14 protein-coding genes and 4 tRNA genes are annotated in these 15,896 nt (G+C 60.2%); 16 read left to right on the top strand and 2 right to left on the bottom strand.

Annotation, left to right across the window (positions count from 1 at the left end):
* Positions 1-47 precede the first annotated feature (47 nt).
* The 7 genes from AC0IXS_RS04795 (at position 48) to AC0IXS_RS04765 (ending at position 2,718) form a co-directional block, all read left to right on the top strand.
* A tRNA-Ala gene (locus tag AC0IXS_RS04795) sits at positions 48-123 on the top strand.
* A 76-nt stretch (positions 124-199) separates the two neighbouring features.
* A tRNA-Glu gene (locus AC0IXS_RS04790) sits at positions 200-275 on the top strand.
* Between the two features lie 52 nt (positions 276-327).
* A tRNA-Ala gene (locus AC0IXS_RS04785) sits at positions 328-403 on the top strand.
* Between the two features lie 45 nt (positions 404-448).
* Positions 449-524: transfer RNA gene (locus tag AC0IXS_RS04780), tRNA-Glu, on the top strand.
* Between the two features lie 177 nt (positions 525-701).
* A complete protein-coding gene (locus AC0IXS_RS04775; RefSeq protein ID WP_029242538.1) occupies positions 702-1,163 on the top strand; it encodes an acyl-CoA thioesterase in 462 nt (153 codons plus the stop codon).
* 29 nt (positions 1,164-1,192) lie between these two features.
* Positions 1,193-2,173: a tRNA dihydrouridine synthase gene (locus tag AC0IXS_RS04770; RefSeq protein ID WP_122668702.1), complete on the top strand. Its 981-nt coding sequence runs from the start codon at positions 1,193-1,195 to the stop codon at positions 2,171-2,173.
* Positions 2,174-2,274: 101 nt separating this feature from the next.
* Positions 2,275-2,718, top strand: coding sequence for an Hsp20 family protein (locus AC0IXS_RS04765; protein WP_471823984.1), 444 nt, complete (start codon positions 2,275-2,277; stop codon positions 2,716-2,718).
* Between the two features lie 43 nt (positions 2,719-2,761).
* Here the strand turns inward: AC0IXS_RS04765 and AC0IXS_RS04760 are convergent, their stop codons facing one another.
* Positions 2,762-4,960, bottom strand: coding sequence for a putative bifunctional diguanylate cyclase/phosphodiesterase (locus AC0IXS_RS04760; protein WP_137202588.1), 2,199 nt, complete (start codon positions 4,958-4,960; stop codon positions 2,762-2,764).
* Positions 4,961-5,052: 92 nt separating this feature from the next.
* Positions 5,053-5,910 carry a LysR family transcriptional regulator gene (locus AC0IXS_RS04755; protein WP_025996402.1) on the bottom strand — a complete coding sequence of 286 codons (858 nt, stop codon included), beginning with the start codon at positions 5,908-5,910 and terminating at the stop codon, positions 5,053-5,055.
* A 144-nt stretch (positions 5,911-6,054) separates the two neighbouring features.
* Here AC0IXS_RS04755 and leuC point away from each other — a divergent pair, with 144 nt between their 5' ends.
* The 9 genes from leuC to AC0IXS_RS04710 all read left to right on the top strand — a co-directional run bounded on the left by leuC (position 6,055) and on the right by AC0IXS_RS04710 (position 15,896).
* Positions 6,055-7,479, top strand: a complete 1,425-nt coding sequence (gene leuC, locus AC0IXS_RS04750) for a 3-isopropylmalate dehydratase large subunit (RefSeq protein ID WP_057408163.1) — start codon at positions 6,055-6,057, stop codon at positions 7,477-7,479.
* A gap of 10 nt (positions 7,480-7,489) precedes the next feature.
* Positions 7,490-8,131 (top strand): 3-isopropylmalate dehydratase small subunit, encoded by a 642-nt coding sequence (gene leuD, locus AC0IXS_RS04745; RefSeq protein ID WP_122668700.1) that lies wholly within the window; start codon positions 7,490-7,492, stop codon positions 8,129-8,131.
* Between the two features lie 220 nt (positions 8,132-8,351).
* Positions 8,352-9,116 (top strand): class I SAM-dependent methyltransferase, encoded by a 765-nt coding sequence (locus tag AC0IXS_RS04740; RefSeq protein WP_122668699.1) that lies wholly within the window; start codon positions 8,352-8,354, stop codon positions 9,114-9,116.
* Positions 9,117-9,184: 68 nt separating this feature from the next.
* Positions 9,185-10,267: a 3-isopropylmalate dehydrogenase gene (gene leuB, locus AC0IXS_RS04735; protein WP_057408160.1), complete on the top strand. Its 1,083-nt coding sequence runs from the start codon at positions 9,185-9,187 to the stop codon at positions 10,265-10,267.
* Positions 10,268-10,337: 70 nt separating this feature from the next.
* Complete coding sequence (asd, locus tag AC0IXS_RS04730) at positions 10,338-11,450, top strand: aspartate-semialdehyde dehydrogenase (protein ID WP_029241467.1); 1,113 nt, start codon at positions 10,338-10,340, stop codon at positions 11,448-11,450.
* 178 nt (positions 11,451-11,628) lie between these two features.
* Entirely contained in the window at positions 11,629-12,633 is a 1,005-nt protein-coding gene (locus tag AC0IXS_RS04725) for a 2-dehydro-3-deoxygalactonokinase (protein ID WP_057408159.1), read from the top strand.
* Between the two features lies 1 nt (position 12,634).
* The gene (locus tag AC0IXS_RS04720; RefSeq protein ID WP_057408158.1) at positions 12,635-13,264 is read left to right on the top strand and encodes a 2-dehydro-3-deoxy-6-phosphogalactonate aldolase; all 630 of its coding nucleotides are present in this window, start codon (positions 12,635-12,637) and stop codon (positions 13,262-13,264) included.
* Between the two features lie 61 nt (positions 13,265-13,325).
* Positions 13,326-14,474, top strand: coding sequence for a galactonate dehydratase (gene dgoD / locus AC0IXS_RS04715; protein WP_004882597.1), 1,149 nt, complete (start codon positions 13,326-13,328; stop codon positions 14,472-14,474).
* Positions 14,475-14,585: 111 nt separating this feature from the next.
* A complete protein-coding gene (locus AC0IXS_RS04710) occupies positions 14,586-15,896 on the top strand; it encodes an MFS transporter (protein ID WP_471823978.1) in 1,311 nt (436 codons plus the stop codon).

The raw sequence follows: 15,896 nt of genomic DNA, 5'->3' as shown, positions 1-15,896 counted from the left end.
TGACAGGTTAGCGACTCACGCTTAACATGCGCCCCGTCCACTGATGTGGGGCTATAGCTCAGCTGGGAGAGCGCCTGCATGGCATGCAGGAGGTCAGCGGTTCGATCCCGCTTAGCTCCACCAAATTCAAGGTTCAAGGCCTGATAAAACAGGGTGTTGAATCGATCAGAGTCCCAACTCTGATCAGGTAGAAGGTTTTGTCCCCTTCGTCTAGTGGCCTAGGACACCGCCCTTTCACGGCGGTAACAGGGGTTCGAGTCCCCTAGGGGACGCCAGTTTCACCGAGTGATGCCGGAAGGTTGAGCTCCGCCGCGAGGCGATAAATCCGGGGCTATAGCTCAGCTGGGAGAGCGCCTGCATGGCATGCAGGAGGTCAGCGGTTCGATCCCGCTTAGCTCCACCAATTTTGCCAGGGTTCATCACTGATGAACCTGACTGAAGGTTTTGCGTCCCCTTCGTCTAGTGGCCTAGGACACCGCCCTTTCACGGCGGTAACAGGGGTTCGAGTCCCCTAGGGGACGCCACGATTTCCCGCTCTGCGGGACCAAGGGTCATTCGATTATTGAATGGCCCTTTTGTTTTTTCAGGGTTCTGTTTTTTCTTCGAACCCGTCTCCTGCCTTCAAAATCTCCAGACATGCCTTGCCGGGCATGCATTCCAGCTACACTGCCGCCAACGAAATCACCCAAGCAGGAGCGAGCATGGTCTGGGATCGGGCAACGCCTTTCGTCATCGATCTGAATGTGGGTAGCGATGATATCGACGGTCTGGGGCACGCCAACAACGCGGTCTACGTTACCTGGCTGGAGCGTTGCGCCTGGCGTCATTCGCAGTATCTGGGTCTGGACCTCAGCGAGTATCGCCGACTGGACCGCGCCATGGCTGTGGTCCGGCACGAGATCGATTACCTGGCCAGTGCCTACGAGGGCGATGAGCTGCAACTCGCGACCTGGATCGTCGATTGGGATCGCCGCCTGAAAATGACGCGCTGCTTTCAGCTCAAACGTCCCGCAGACAACCTGACACTGTTGCGGGCGCAAACCACCTTCGTCTGCATCGAGCTGTCCACCGGTCGCCCGAAGCGCATGCCGTCAGAGTTCATCGAAGGCTATGGCGCTGCAATGTTGGACGGCGGCGTTCCCAATCCGGGTGACGAGCAGTAAACTGCCGGACTTTTTTTCGAGTGTGACCCATGCAAATTGCTCTGGCGCCCATGGAGGGGTTGGTCGACGACATCCTGCGTAATGTGCTGACTCGCGTCGGTGGCATCGACTGGTGTGTGACCGAATTCATCCGGGTGACCGAGCGGGTCATGCCTGCCACCTATTACTACAAGATGGCCTCCGAACTGCACACCGATGCCAAAACGGCAGCAGGCGTGCCGCTGCACTTGCAGTTGCTGGGGTCCGATCCGGTCTGTCTGGCAGAGAACGCCGCGTTTGCCTGTGAGCTGGGCGCGCCGGTCATGGACCTCAACTTCGGGTGTCCGGCCAAGACCGTCAACCGTTCCCGGGGCGGTGCGATTCTGCTCAAGGAGCCTGACCTGCTGCATTCCATTGTCAGTCAGGTGCGGCGCGCCGTGCCTCGCGAGATTCCCGTCACCGCCAAAATGCGTCTGGGCTATGAAAACACCGACGGTGCCCTGGATTGTGCCCGGGCGCTGGCCGATGGCGGTGCGGAACGCATCGTGGTTCATGCGCGCACCAAGGTCGATGGTTACAAGCCGCCTGCGCACTGGGAGTGGATCGCGCGCATTCAGGAAGTGGTTAAGGTGCCGGTTGTTGCCAACGGTGAAATCTGGACGGTCGAGGACTGGCGGCGCTGTCAGGAAATCTGTGGTGCCCGCGACATCATGATCGGTCGCGGTCTGGTAGCGCGTCCCGATCTGGCCCGGCAGATTGCTGCGGCCCATGCGGGCGAGGAGGTGGCCGAGATGACCTGGGCTGAATTGCAACCGATGCTGCGCACGTTCTGGGGCGATTGCCTGGCCAAGATGACCCTGGTGCAGGCACCGGGCCGCCTCAAGCAATGGCTGGTGCTGCTGACCAAGAGTTACCCGGAAGCGACGCTGATGTTCAACGCCTTGCGCCGCGAAACCGATTGCGACCGGATCAGTGTTCTGCTCGGTTATTCCGCCGAAACTCAGTCCGACGAACGGTTATGTTTTTCGTAAAAAATTGCTCTTGAAAAGTCAGTGACCGACCCTAGTTTGGGGATTACGCGATGCCGAATCCGGGTCGCGCAAACTACTCGCTGATTAACAGGAGAATTATCATGACGACTGCATTTTCTCTGGCTCCACTGTTTCGTCACTCAGTGGGCTTCGACCGCTTCAACGACCTTTTCGAGTCGGCGGCACGTAATGATTCGTCCAGTGGCTACCCTCCCTACAACGTGGAGCGGCATAGCGACGATCAGTACCGGATCGTGATCGCAGCGGCAGGCATGCAGGAAGAAGACCTTGATTTGCAGGTCGAGAAAGGGGTGCTGACAGTCACTGGCGGCAAGCGTGAACGCGAAGCCGAAAACGTGACCTATCTGCATCAGGGCATCGCCCGGCGCGAATTCAAGTTGTCGTTCCGTCTGGCGGACAATATCGAGGTTCGGGGTGCCGATCTGTCCCATGGCCTGCTGAACATCGATCTGGTGCGTAATGTGCCCGAAGAGACCAAGCCAAAGCGCATTCCGCTGAATACTCAGAAAGCCATCGAGCAGTGATCGCTGCTGTAACGGAAAGGCGCCTTCGGGCGCCTTTCTGCGTTTAGTGATCCGGGAGCAGGCTCGGCTGGCGAACGGGCTGCTTGAGTCGCAGCAGGGCTTCAAATTGCGAGTCGCCCAGCGGTTCGCTGAACAGATACCCCTGATACACATGGCACCCCAGTTTCTCCAGAAACGTCAGCTGCTCAACGGTTTCGACGCCCTCTGCGATGACATTGAGGCTGAGGCTCTGCGCCATCGCCACAATCGCGCGAATGATCTCGGCGTCATTGGGGTCGCTGGTGGCATCCTGCACGAACGACTGGTCGATCTTGAGCGTATCCACCGGAAGACGCTTGAGATACGTCAGTGACGAATAACCAGTGCCGAAATCATCCATGGCAAAGCTGATCCCCAGCTTTTTCAGGCTGCGCATCTTGGCAATGGTGTCTTCCAGGTTCTGGATGACGATGCCTTCGGTGATTTCCAGTTTCAGCATGGTTGCAGGCAGCTGATGCAGCTTCAGGCTGCGCTCCACCCGTGCGACAAAGTCAGTCTGCCTGAACTGGCGCGGGCTGATATTGACGCCCATCAGGAACCCGTTGTGCGCGATCAGCCCCTGTTTGAGCAGGCGACCGGCAGTCTTGCAAGCCTCGTCCAGCACCCAGCTACCCACCTCGAGAATCATGCCGCTCTCTTCAAGGATCTGCACGAACTGAGTGGGCGGCAGCACGCCATAGTCGGGATGCTGCCAGCGCAGCAGTGCCTCGGCACCGGTGAGGGCCTGGTTCCGGCAATCCACCTGGGCCTGAAAGTGCAGGTGGAATTCGTTACGGGTCAGCGCCAGGCGCAGATCGTTTTCCATGCGCAGGCGCTGGCTCACCGCTTTTTGCATGGAGCTGTGGAAGAATTGCGCGGTGTTGCGGCCTGAATCCTTGGCGCGATACAGCGCGATATCGGCGCGCTTGAGCAGGTCGGCAGGGGTTGAACCGTCGTCCGGGATCAGCACCATGCCGATGCTGGGCGTTACCTGGAGTCGATGGCCGTCGAGGAACATGGGTTCCGCCAGCAGCTCGCGCAGGTTGTCGGACAGCTCCTGAACCTGTTGGGTCACCTCGTGACGTGAGCCTTCCAGACCGCAGATCAGCACCACGAATTCGTCCCCGCCGAGGCGCGCCACGGTGTCTTCGAGGCGCACGCTGGCCTCCAGCCGAGCGGAGACGATATTCAGCACGCTATCGCCGACCGGGTGGCCGAGGGAGTCATTGATGTGCTTGAAGTGGTCGAGGTCCATGAACAGCAGCGCGCCACGCAGGCGGTGATGCTTGAGCAGCGACAGTTGCTGGCTCAGGCGGTCCATGAGCAGCGCGCGGTTGGGCAGGCCGGTCAACGGGTCGTGATAGGCCAGGTGCTGGATCTGCGCCTGAGCGCTTTTCAACTGGCCGATGTCCCGGGCGTTCATCAGCAGGCAGGCGGTCTGGTTCAGGGTGATGAATTCCACCGACACATCGAGGGTCAGCGGATCGCCATTCTTGTTGCGGCCTGCCATCTCTCGATGATGCACGCGGCCAGTGTCACGCAAATGATCGATCATGCTCTGGCGCTGATCAGGGTCGGTCCAGATGCCGATCTCCTGGACCGTCCTGCCCAGCACTTCGGGCGCGGTATAGCCGGTGAGGCGACAGAAACCGTCGTTGACCTCCACGTACCGGCCGGTGCCCAGTTCGGTGATGGTGATCGAGTCGGGGCTTGAGTGGAACGCCTTGGCGAACTTCTCTTCGCTGGCCTCCAGTGCGGCCTGGGCCTGCTGCTGAGTGATGTCGAGCAGCGTGCCGGCCAGTCTCGAAGGCGTGCCGTCAGCGTTGCGGTAAAGGATGGCGCGGCTTTCGAGCAGTCGTGACAGGCCGTTTTGCAATTGAAAGCGGTAAGTCAGCTGGAAGGTGTCCTGTTCACCGGCGACCACCGCTTTGCAGGCGCTGCGCATGCGATGACGTTCCACCGTTGGCACGCCCGCCAGAAAACGGGTGAAGTCGTAATCGAGTGACCGGGCTTCGCGGCCATGCAATTGGGCGGCTCGTGCGCAGGCGTGCAGTTGATCGGTGGCAATGTCCCATTCCCAGGTCCCCATCTGCGCGGAACTCAACGCCAGATTCAGACGATCCAGCGTTTCCCTGAGGGTCTGTTCCACAGTGCCCTGTGCCGCTGGCGCGGCTGCAGGCTGTGCGGACGCCAGCAGAATGGTCGGGTCCAGAAGGTTGGGCATTGATCACGAGCCTTTAATGAATAAAGCCAGTAAAACGATCGATCTGCATCCTGTATCGCATAAAAAAACACTATCAACCGCTGTATCGCGCATTACAACAATTTCATGAATGCCCGGGCCGCATTTGATAGAGTCCGCTCCGTGTGCAGGATGTAGCCTAGCTGGCGATTCAGTTGCACGCCTGTCAACGGAATGCGCGCAACCTGTTCATCAAGCATGGTGCGTGGCAGAACACTCCAGGCCAGCCCGATGGACACCATCATTTTTATGGTTTCAAGGTAGTTGGTGCTCATCGCAATATCAGGCTTGAGGCCGTGGGCCTCGCACAGGTTGCTGACAATCTTGTGGGTGAAGGTGTTGTCGCTGGGCAGCACTGCCGGGTAGCGTGCAATATCCTCCAGTTTCATCGGGCCGCTGTTGGCCAGCGGGTGTTCCGGTGCCGCCACGAAGTCCAGCGGGTCGTCCCAGACGGCAGTGGCGCGTACCAGTGCATGAGGTTCCGGCGCGAGGGTGATGACGGCCAATTCGGCGCGGCCGTGCAGAATTTCATCATAGGCCGCTTCGGAATCCATGAACCGGATATCCAGCGCCACGGCCGGATACGTGCGAGTGAACTCGCGCAATAAAGGTGGCAGACGATGCAGACCGATATGGTGGCTGGTGATCAGTTTCAAACGCCCGGACACCTCGCCGTTCAGGTTGGTCAGCGCCCGACGCGTGTCATCCAGCACGTTGGTGATCTGATAGGCCCGTGGCAGCAGAGCGCGGCCCGCTTCGGTCAGGCTCACCTCACGACCCAGGCGGTCGAACAGGCGCACGCCGATTTGCTGCTCAAGCACTGCGATTCGTTTGCTGATGGCCGGCTGGGTCAGGTACAGGCGTTCTCCGGCACCGGAAAAGCTCCCGGTCTCGGCGATGGCCAGAAAAGCATTCAGGTTGGCGAGATCCATCGTCACATTCCAGTTGGTTATCCAAAGCATAAAAAATATGAATTGGAGTTATTTAAGCACATTCCATAGGATGGTCACACAAGCCAAGGGCCCATGGACGTCCGTAGCCCAAGGCATAAAAAAGCTGATGAGGAAGTACGTCCAATGGCCGGTAAAACGCTCTACGACAAGCTCTGGGATTCGCATCTGGTCAAACAGCGCGACGATGGTTCGGCGCTGATCTACATTGACCGTCACATCATTCACGAAGTGACCTCGCCACAAGCCTTCGAAGGCCTGCGCCTCGCCAGGCGCAAGCCGTGGCGCATCGACTCGATCATCGCCACCCCCGACCACAACGTGCCGACCACCTCGGAACGCAAGGGCGGCATCGGTGCCATCGAGGATCAGGTGTCGCGTCTGCAGGTCCAGACCCTGGACGACAACTGCGACGAATACGGCATCACCGAATTCAAGATGAACGACCCGCGTCAGGGCATCGTCCACGTGATCGGCCCTGAGCAGGGCGCAACCCTGCCGGGCATGAGCGTGGTCTGCGGTGACTCGCACACCTCCACGCACGGCGCTTTCGGTGCACTGGCTCATGGTATCGGCACGTCCGAGGTCGAGCATGTGCTGGCTACCCAGTGCCTGGTCGCCAAGAAAATGAAGAACATGTTGGTGTCGGTCGAAGGGCAACTGCCATTCGGCGTGACCGCCAAGGACATCGTGCTCGCAGTGATCGGCAAGATCGGCACCGCAGGCGGCAACGGTTATGCCATCGAATTCGCTGGCAGTGCAATTCGTGACCTGTCCATCGAAGGCCGCATGACCATCTGCAACATGTCCATCGAAGCAGGCGCTCGCGTCGGCATGGTGGCCACCGATGAAAAAACCGTCGAGTACGTCAAGGGCCGTCCTTTTGCGCCAAAAGGTGCCGAATGGGATCTGGCGGTAGAGGCGTGGAAGGATCTGGTTTCCGACCCGGACGCGGTGTTCGACACCGTGGTCAGGCTCGACGCTGCGGAAATCAAACCGCAGGTCAGCTGGGGCACTTCGCCGGAAATGGTACTGGCTGTCGATCAGAACGTGCCCGATCCTGCGCAGGAAATGGATCTGGTCAAGCGTGGCTCCATCGAGCGTGCCTTGAAGTACATGGGCCTCAAGGCCAACCAGCCGATCACCGACATTCAGCTGGATCGCGTGTTCATCGGTTCGTGCACCAACTCGCGCATCGAAGACCTGCGTGCCGCTGCCGATATCGCCAAGGGCCGCAAGGTTGCCGCGACGATCAAGCAGGCCATCGTGGTACCGGGCTCTGGCCTGATCAAGGCTCAGGCCGAGAAGGAAGGGCTGGACAAGATCTTCATCGAAGCAGGTTTCGAATGGCGTGAACCGGGCTGCTCCATGTGTCTGGCGATGAACCCGGATCGACTGGGTTCCGGCGAACACTGCGCCTCGACGTCCAACCGTAACTTCGAAGGTCGTCAGGGCGCTGGCGGCCGGACTCACCTGGTGAGCCCGGCGATGGCAGCAGCAGCGGCCGTCAATGGCCGTTTCATCGACGTTCGCGACCTGATCCAGCACTGAGGACACCCGCATGAAAGCCTTTACCCAGCACAATGGTCTGGTCGCTCCTCTGGATCGCGCCAACGTCGACACCGACCAGATCATTCCCAAGCAGTTTCTCAAGTCGATCAAGCGCACCGGCTTTGGTCCGAACCTGTTCGACGAGTGGCGTTATCTGGATGTGGGTCAGCCGTATCAGGACAATTCCAAGCGCCCGCTGAACCATGAGTTCGTGCTCAACCACGAGCGTTATCAGGGAGCCAGCGTGTTGCTGGCCCGTGAGAACTTCGGTTGCGGCTCCAGCCGCGAGCACGCGCCATGGGCACTGGAAGAGTACGGTTTCTGCGCAATCATCGCGCCCAGCTATGCCGATATTTTCTTCAACAACAGCTTCAAGAACGGTCTGTTGCCGATCATCCTGACCGAAGCTGAAGTCGATGAGCTGTTCAAGCAGGTTGAAGCGAGCCCGGGTTATCAGCTGACCATCGATCTGCAGGCCCAGACCGTGACCCGTCCAGACGGCAAGGTGCTGAGCTTCGAGATCGACGCGTTTCGCAAGCATTGCCTGCTCAATGGCCTGGACGACATCGGCCTGACACTGATGGACGCCGATGCCATTGCGACATTCGAGCGCAAGCACCGTGCAAGCCAGCCGTGGTTGTTTCGCGACTGACAGGCGGGTAGCCGCTGTTTCCGAGAAACGCAGCACGTGTGGGAGGCGGCTTGCCGACGATGCAGTTCTACAGGCGACATCTCAGTGCCTGAAATGACGCCATCGCCGGCAAGCCGCCTCCCACAGGATATTTCGGCGTGTCAGTCAGTAGATCGCGCGTTCGCGAAAGCACGGTCAAGAGTCCCCCAATTCAACACCCTGAACCTTCGGAGAACCACCCATGACCAGCACAGCCCACTCCCAGGTCGTACAGCGTCAATTCGGCGAACAGGCTTCGGCCTATCTCAGCAGTACCGTTCACGCGCAAGGTGCCGAGTTTGCGCTGCTACAGGACGCTGTCAAAGGGCGCGGTGATGCGCGGGTGCTGGATCTGGGTTGCGGGGCGGGTCATGTCAGCTTCAATGTCGCCCCGTCAGTCGCTGAGGTAGTCGCGTACGACCTGTCGCAGCAGATGCTCGACGTGGTCGCCGCTGCGGCTGCCGACAAGGGCATGGGCAACATCCGCACGGTATGCGGTGCGGCCGAGCGCTTGCCGTTCGCTGACGGCGAGTTCGACTTCGTGTTCAGTCGCTATTCGGCTCATCATTGGAGTGACCTGGCTCTGGCGTTGCGTGAAGTGCGCCGGGTATTGAAACCGGGCGGTGTGGCGGCGTTCATCGATGTGATGTCGCCGGGCAGCCCGTTGCTGGATACTTATCTGCAAACGGTTGAAGTGCTGCGCGACACCAGCCATGTGCGCGATTATTCCGCCGCCGAATGGCTGCATCAGATCAGCGACGCGGGATTGTTTACCCGCAGCCATGCCCGCCAGCGGCTGCATCTGGAGTTTACGTCGTGGGTCGAGCGCATGCGCACCCCGCAGCCGTTGCGTGTGGCCATACGCGAGCTGCAGCAGGCGATGGGCGATGAAGTGCGTCAGTATTTCGAGATTGATGCGCAGGGTTCATTCAGTACCGATGTGCTGGTGCTGTGGGCTGAGCGTTAATCTTTTTTACGGCTTGAAACGTTATAAACGGGCGCTGTCCGAGGCGTCGATAAAAAATCGAGGAAGTTATGAGCAAGCAGATTCTGATTCTCCCAGGTGATGGCATTGGCCCGGAAATCATGACCGAAGCGGTCAAGGTGCTGGAACTGGCCAACGAGAAGTATCAGCTGGGTTTTGAATTGACTCACGACGTGATCGGTGGCGCTGCCATCGACAAGCACGGCGTTCCGCTGGCCGACGAGACTCTGGAGCGCGCCCGCAAAGCCGACGCTGTTCTGCTTGGCGCCGTGGGTGGCCCGAAGTGGGACACCATCGAACGTGACATCCGTCCTGAGCGCGGTCTGCTGAAGATCCGCGCGCAACTGGGCCTGTTCGGCAACCTGCGTCCGGCGATTCTCTATCCGCAACTGGCCGACGCCTCCAGCCTCAAGCCTGAAATCGTCGCCGGTCTGGACATCCTGATCGTGCGCGAGCTGACCGGTGGGATCTACTTCGGCGCGCCGCGTGGTGTTCGGGTGCTGGATAACGGCGAGCGCGAGGCTTATGACACGCTGCCTTACAGCGAAAGCGAGATCCGTCGCATCGCCCGCGTCGGTTTCGACATGGCCATGGTGCGCAACAAGAAGCTGTGTTCGGTGGACAAGGCCAACGTGCTGTCGTCGAGCCAGCTGTGGCGCGAAATCGTCGAGCAGGTCGCCAAGGATTACCCTGAAGTCGAGCTGAGCCACATGTACGTCGACAACGCCGCCATGCAACTGGTGCGTGCGCCCAAGCAGTTCGACGTGATCGTGACCGACAACCTGTTCGGCGACATCCTGTCCGATCAGGCGTCGATGCTGACCGGCTCCATCGGCATGCTGCCGTCCGCGTCGCTGGACACCAACAACAAGGGCATGTACGAGCCTTGCCACGGTTCGGCACCGGACATCGCTGGCAAAGGCATCGCCAACCCGCTGGCGACTATCCTCTCGGTATCGATGATGCTGCGTTACAGCTTCAACCTGACCGACGCTGCCGACGCCATCGAAAAGGCCGTCAGCGTGGTTCTGGATCAGGGTCTGCGTACCGGCGACATCTTTTCGACGGGTAACACCAAAGTCGGTACGCAAGAAATGGGCGACGCAGTAGTCGCCGCGCTGCGGAATCTGTAATCTCTCTGGCCCGCTATTCTGCTGTGCATCCGCAGAATAGCGGTCCCACTTTTTTTCTAGGTGTGTTGCGATGAAACGTGTAGGTCTGATCGGTTGGCGTGGCATGGTCGGTTCCGTGCTCATGCAGCGGATGCGGGAAGAGCAGGACTTCGATCTCATTGAGCCGGTGTTCTTCACTACCTCCAATGTCGGTGGCCAGGCGCCTTCGGTGGGCAAGGATCTTGCGCCACTGAAAGATGCGTACAGCATCGACGAGCTGAAGACCCTGGACGTGGTGCTGACCTGCCAGGGCGGCGACTACACCAACGAGGTATTCCCCAAGCTGCGCGAAGCGGGCTGGCAGGGCTACTGGATCGACGCGGCCTCCAGCCTGCGCATGCAGGATGATGCCGTCATTGTGCTGGATCCGGTCAACCGCAAGGTCATCGACCAGCAACTCGACGCCGGTACCAAGAACTACATCGGCGGCAACTGCACGGTCAGTCTGATGCTGATGGGGCTGGGTGGTCTGTTCGAAGCCGGCCTGGTCGAGTGGATGAACGTCATGACGTACCAGGCGGCTTCCGGTGCCGGTGCGCAGAACATGCGTGAGCTGATCAAGCAGATGGGCGCTGTGCACGCGTCGGTTGCCGATGAACTGGCCAACCCGGCCAGTGCCATTCTGGACATCGACCGCAAGGTCGCTGAAGCCATGCGCGGCGAAGCGTTCCCGACCGAGAACTTCGGCGTACCGCTGGCGGGCAGTCTTATTCCATGGATCGATAAGGCGCTGCCGAACGGCCAGAGCCGTGAAGAGTGGAAAGGCCAGGCCGAGACCAACAAGATTCTGGGTCGCTTCAAGAGCCCGATTCCGGTGGATGGCATCTGCGTGCGCATCGGCGCCATGCGTTGCCACAGTCAGGCACTGACCATCAAGCTGAACAAGGATGTGCCGATTGCGGACATCGAAGGCTTGATCAGCCAGCACAACCCTTGGGTCAAGCTGGTGCCGAACAACCGTGAAGCCAGCATGCAGGACCTCAGCCCGACGGCTGTGACCGGCACCATGAGCATTCCGGTGGGTCGCTTGCGCAAGCTGAACATGGGCTCGCAGTACCTGGGCGCATTCACCGTGGGTGACCAGCTGTTGTGGGGCGCGGCCGAACCGCTGCGCCGCATGCTGAGAATCCTGCTGGAACGTTGATCGAAACGCCGCTGCACCCCGAACCCGCGCCCTGACCAGGACGCGGGTTTTTTATTGCCTGTTGATAAGGTAAATTTTATCCCAATATATGGGATTGTAATTTACATATTGAGATAGTTACGATTTCGGGTTTATAGTCCGTCCTGCACTCACTTCCAAAAATACAAAAGGTGAAGCAATGCAGGCGCATTTGATCGCGCTCGACTGGGGGACGACCTCACTTCGTGCTTATCGACTTGGCGAACACGGCCAGGTACTGGAACAACGCGCCCTGAGCGCGGGCATCATGCAATTGCCGGACAACCCACGGATGATCGCGGGCGCGCTGTGCAGCGACGGGTTCGAGCTGGCCTTTGATGAAGCATGCGGCGACTGGCTCGACGCGCGGCCTGATCTGCCGGTGATCGCTTGCGGCATGGTTGGCAGCGCGCAAGGCTGGCGCGAGGCGACCTATCGTGAAGCGCCTGCCAGCGTCGATGAGCTGAGCGCCGCTTTGCAGACCGTACGCAGCGTGCGTGGCGTGACCGTTCACATCATCCCCGGTGTGTTGCAGCGTTCGACGTTGCCCAATGTCATGCGCGGTGAAGAGACTCAGGTGCTGGGCGTGCTGGCCGGACTCGACGAGCAGTCGGCCAGCCAGCCGCTGTTGATCGGCCTGCCGGGCAGCCACTCCAAGTGGGTGCAGGTGGCGCAGGATCGCATCGTTCATTTCGATACCTTCATGACCGGCGAGGTCTACGCTGCGCTGTGCGCCCATACCATTCTCGGACGCACCATGCAGCCGAGCGAAACGTTCGACAGTGCCGCGTTCGATCGCGGGCTCGCCAATGCACAGTCGGAGGAGGGCGCTGCCGGCCCGCTGTCCACCATCTTCAGTTGCCGAACGCTCGGCCTTACTGGCCAGTTACCTGCGAGCAGCCAGCCCGATTACCTGTCCGGTCTGTTGATCGGCCATGAACTGGCCTCGCTCGCCAGACTTCAATACGACGCCCACGGCCACCTGCCCGCGGTGATTCTCATCGGCAGCGAGTCGCTGTGTCAGCGCTATGCGCGTGGCCTGACCGTCTGCGGCTTTCCTCGGGTGACAGTGGCCGCCCAGGCGACCGAACGCGGCCTCTGGCAGGTCGCAGTTCAGGCTGGTCTGGTTGCGCGCCAGTCGTCCCATTACGTTCAAGAGGTGTGACATGCTCAAGCAAGCATTGAAGGAAAACGGCCTGGTCGCGATTCTGCGCGGCCTGCGTCCCGAAGAAGCTCCGGCGATTGGCGACGAGCTGTATCAGGCGGGTTTTCGGGTCATCGAAGTGCCGCTCAATTCTCCCCAGCCGTTCGACAGTATCGGCCTGCTGCGCCAGCGCCTGCCTGCCGATTGCCTGATCGGCGCCGGAACCGTGCTGACGCCTGAGCAAGTCACGCAGGTCAAGGACGCAGGCGGACAGGTCATCGTCATGCCGCACAGCGACCCCAAGGTGCTGCGGGCGGCCAAAGCGGCAAGCATGTTCCTGTCGCCGGGCGTAGCCACGCCTACCGAGGCCTTTGCCGCTCTGTCTGAGGGCGCTGATGTGCTCAAGCTGTTCCCGGCCGAGCAAATGTCGCCCGCAGTGGTCAAGGCCTGGTTGGCGGTGCTGCCCGCAGGCACGGTCCTGCTGCCGGTCGGTGGCATCACGCCGGACAACATGAAGGTATTTCTCGACGCAGGCGTCAAAGGCTTCGGTCTCGGTTCCGGGCTGTTCAAACCGGGCATGAGCGCTACCGACGTCGCCGAGCGCGCCAAGGCCTATGTGGCCGCCTGGAAAGAACATACCTCATCGCTTTGAAACGGATCGGCGGGCCAGACGCAGCCGCCTGACAAGAGAACCAATAAGAGAAGCCGTACTCATGAAAATCACCAAATTGACCACCTTCATCGTTCCGCCGCGCTGGTGCTTCCTGAAAGTCGAGACCGACGAGGGCGTCGTTGGCTGGGGTGAGCCGGTCGTCGAAGGCCGCGCGCACACCGTGGCCGCAGCAGTGGAAGAGCTTTCCGATTACCTGATCGGCAAGGACCCTCGCAACATCGAAGATATCTGGACCGTGCTGTACCGCGGCGGCTTCTACCGTGGCGGGGCGATCCACATGAGCGCGCTGGCCGGGATCGATCAGGCGCTGTGGGACATCAAGGGCAAGGCGCTGGGTGTATCGGTCAGCGATCTGTTGGGTGGTCAGGTGCGTGACAAGATTCGCGTCTATTCCTGGATCGGCGGCGACCGTCCTGCCGATACCGCACGTGCGGCACGAGAAGCGGTCGAGCGTGGTTTCACTGCGGTGAAGATGAACGGCACTGAAGAACTGCAATTCCTCGACACCTTCGACAAGGTCGATCTGGCCCTGGCCAACGTTGCGGCGGTGCGTGACGCGGTCGGTCCGAACGTCGGTATCGGCGTCGACTTCCATGGGCGCGTGCACAAGCCGATGGCCAAGGTGCTGATGAAGGAGCTGGACCCGTACAAGCTGATGTTCATCGAGGAGCCGGTGCTCAGCGAGAACTACGAAGCGTTGAAAGAGCTGGCGCCGCTGACCAGTACGCCGATTGCGCTGGGCGAGCGGTTGTTCTCGCGCTGGGACTTCAAGCGTGTGTTGAGCGAAGGCTACGTCGACATCATCCAGCCGGACGCATCGCACGCGGGTGGCATCACCGAAACGCGCAAGATCGCCAACATGGCCGAAGCCTACGACGTGGCGCTGGCGCTGCATTGCCCGCTGGGGCCGATTGCACTGGCGGCGTGCCTGCAACTGGATGCGGTCTGCTACAACGCGTTCATTCAGGAACAGAGCCTGGGCATTCACTACAACGAAAGCAACGACCTGCTGGACTACGTCAAGCACCCGGAAGTCTTCGACTACGACAAGGGCATGGTCAAGATCCCCAACGGTCCGGGCCTGGGCATTGAAATCAACGAGGAATACGTCAAGGAGCGCGCCGCCATCGGCCACCGCTGGCGCAATCCGATCTGGCGTCATGCCGATGGCAGCTTTGCCGAGTGGTGATCTGATCCAGAGCAGGCCTCCTGATCGTGCCCACGCAGAGCGTGAGGCACGATCCAAGCGATTTGCCAACAACACACATCCTCAATAAATCCAAAAAGAGGAAACATTTTCATGCGCACTCGTACGATGGAGGGCGCGGCATCACTGGTGACGCCGTCCCGCAAACGTTTCTTTATCATGGTGCTGCTGTTCATCACCGTGGTCATCAATTACCTGGACCGCAGCAACCTGTCGATTGCCGCACCGGCGCTGACGTCCGAGCTGGGCATCGATCCGGTTCATGTAGGTCTGATCTTCTCCGCGTTCGGCTGGACCTATGCTGCCATGCAGTTGCCCGGTGGCTGGCTGGTGGACCGCGTGCCGCCGCGCATTCTTTACACCGTGGCCCTGGCGTTGTGGTCGATCGCCACCATCATGCTTGGCTTTGCCGCCAGCTTCATTGCGCTGTTCGTGCTGCGCATGGCCGTCGGTGCGCTGGAAGCTCCCGCCTATCCGATCAATAGCCGCGTAGTGACCACCTGGTTTCCTGAACGCGAGCGTGCCACGGCGATTGGTTTCTATACGTCCGGGCAGTTCGTCGGTCTGGCGTTTCTGACGCCGGTGCTGGCGTGGCTGCAGGCGCACTACGGCTGGCACATGGTGTTCGTCGCGACCGGCGGCGTCGGTGTGCTCTGGGCAGCGATCTGGTACGCGGTGTACCGCGAGCCCCGTGACTTCAAGGGCGTCAACCAGCAGGAAATCGACCTGATCCGCGAAGGCGGCGGGCTGGTGGACATTCAGAAGGACGTCGAAAAACAGAAGCAGGGTTTCAGCTGGCTGGATCTGGGCATCGTCCTCAGCAGGCGCAAGCTCTGGGGTATTTACCTCGGTCAGTTCTGCCTGAACTCCACGCTCTGGTTCTTCCTGACCTGGTTTCCGACCTATCTGGTGAAATACCGGGGCATGGACTTCATCAAGTCCGGGCTGCTGGCGTCGCTGCCGTTTCTGGCTGCCTTCGTCGGCGTGCTGTGTTCGGGGTTCTTCTCTGACTGGCTGATCCGTCGCGGGCATACCGTAGGCTTCGCTCGCAAGCTGCCGATCATTGCCGGTCTGCTGATTTCCACGTCGATCATCGGCGCCAACTTCGTCGAATCCACGCCGCTGGTGATCGCGTTTCTGGCACTGGCGTTCTTTGGCAACGGTCTGGCTTCTATTACCTGGTCGCTGGTATCGACACTGGCCCCGGCGCGTCTTCTGGGGCTGACAGGCGGCACGTTCAACTTCATCGGCAATCTGGCGGCCATCGCCACGCCAATCGTGATCGGCTTCCTGGCTTCGGGCCATTCGTTTGCACCCGCCATCACCTACATCTCGGTGCTGGCACTTCTGGGGGCGCTGTCCTACATCCTGCTGGTGGGCAAAGTCGAGCGCATCGAACTCTGA

The sequence above is a fragment of the Pseudomonas sp. AC016 genome, from assembly GCF_979253365.1.
Note: the sequence above shows the minus strand (reverse complement) of the source record. Positions and strands in the feature narration are given on the sequence as shown.

Bases quoted from the DNA above. Each gene is read 5' to 3' on its own strand.
- AC0IXS_RS04755 (WP_025996402.1), bottom strand. From the start codon at position 5,910: ATGGATCTCGCCAACCTGAATGCTTTTCTGGCCATCGCCGAGACCGGG.
- dgoD (WP_004882597.1), top strand. From the start codon at position 13,326: ATGAAAATCACCAAATTGACCACCTTCATCGTTCCGCCGCGCTGGTGC.
- AC0IXS_RS04740 (WP_122668699.1), top strand. From the start codon at position 8,352: ATGACCAGCACAGCCCACTCCCAGGTCGTACAGCGTCAATTCGGCGAA.
- AC0IXS_RS04770 (WP_122668702.1), top strand. From the start codon at position 1,193: ATGCAAATTGCTCTGGCGCCCATGGAGGGGTTGGTCGACGACATCCTG.
- AC0IXS_RS04725 (WP_057408159.1), top strand. From the start codon at position 11,629: ATGCAGGCGCATTTGATCGCGCTCGACTGGGGGACGACCTCACTTCGT.
- AC0IXS_RS04720 (WP_057408158.1), top strand. From the start codon at position 12,635: ATGCTCAAGCAAGCATTGAAGGAAAACGGCCTGGTCGCGATTCTGCGC.
- leuD (WP_122668700.1), top strand. From the start codon at position 7,490: ATGAAAGCCTTTACCCAGCACAATGGTCTGGTCGCTCCTCTGGATCGC.
- leuB (WP_057408160.1), top strand. From the start codon at position 9,185: ATGAGCAAGCAGATTCTGATTCTCCCAGGTGATGGCATTGGCCCGGAA.
- AC0IXS_RS04710 (WP_471823978.1), top strand. From the start codon at position 14,586: ATGCGCACTCGTACGATGGAGGGCGCGGCATCACTGGTGACGCCGTCC.
- leuC (WP_057408163.1), top strand. From the start codon at position 6,055: ATGGCCGGTAAAACGCTCTACGACAAGCTCTGGGATTCGCATCTGGTC.
- AC0IXS_RS04775 (WP_029242538.1), top strand. From the start codon at position 702: ATGGTCTGGGATCGGGCAACGCCTTTCGTCATCGATCTGAATGTGGGT.
- AC0IXS_RS04760 (WP_137202588.1), bottom strand. From the start codon at position 4,960: ATGCCCAACCTTCTGGACCCGACCATTCTGCTGGCGTCCGCACAGCCT.
- AC0IXS_RS04765 (WP_471823984.1), top strand. From the start codon at position 2,275: ATGACGACTGCATTTTCTCTGGCTCCACTGTTTCGTCACTCAGTGGGC.
- asd (WP_029241467.1), top strand. From the start codon at position 10,338: ATGAAACGTGTAGGTCTGATCGGTTGGCGTGGCATGGTCGGTTCCGTG.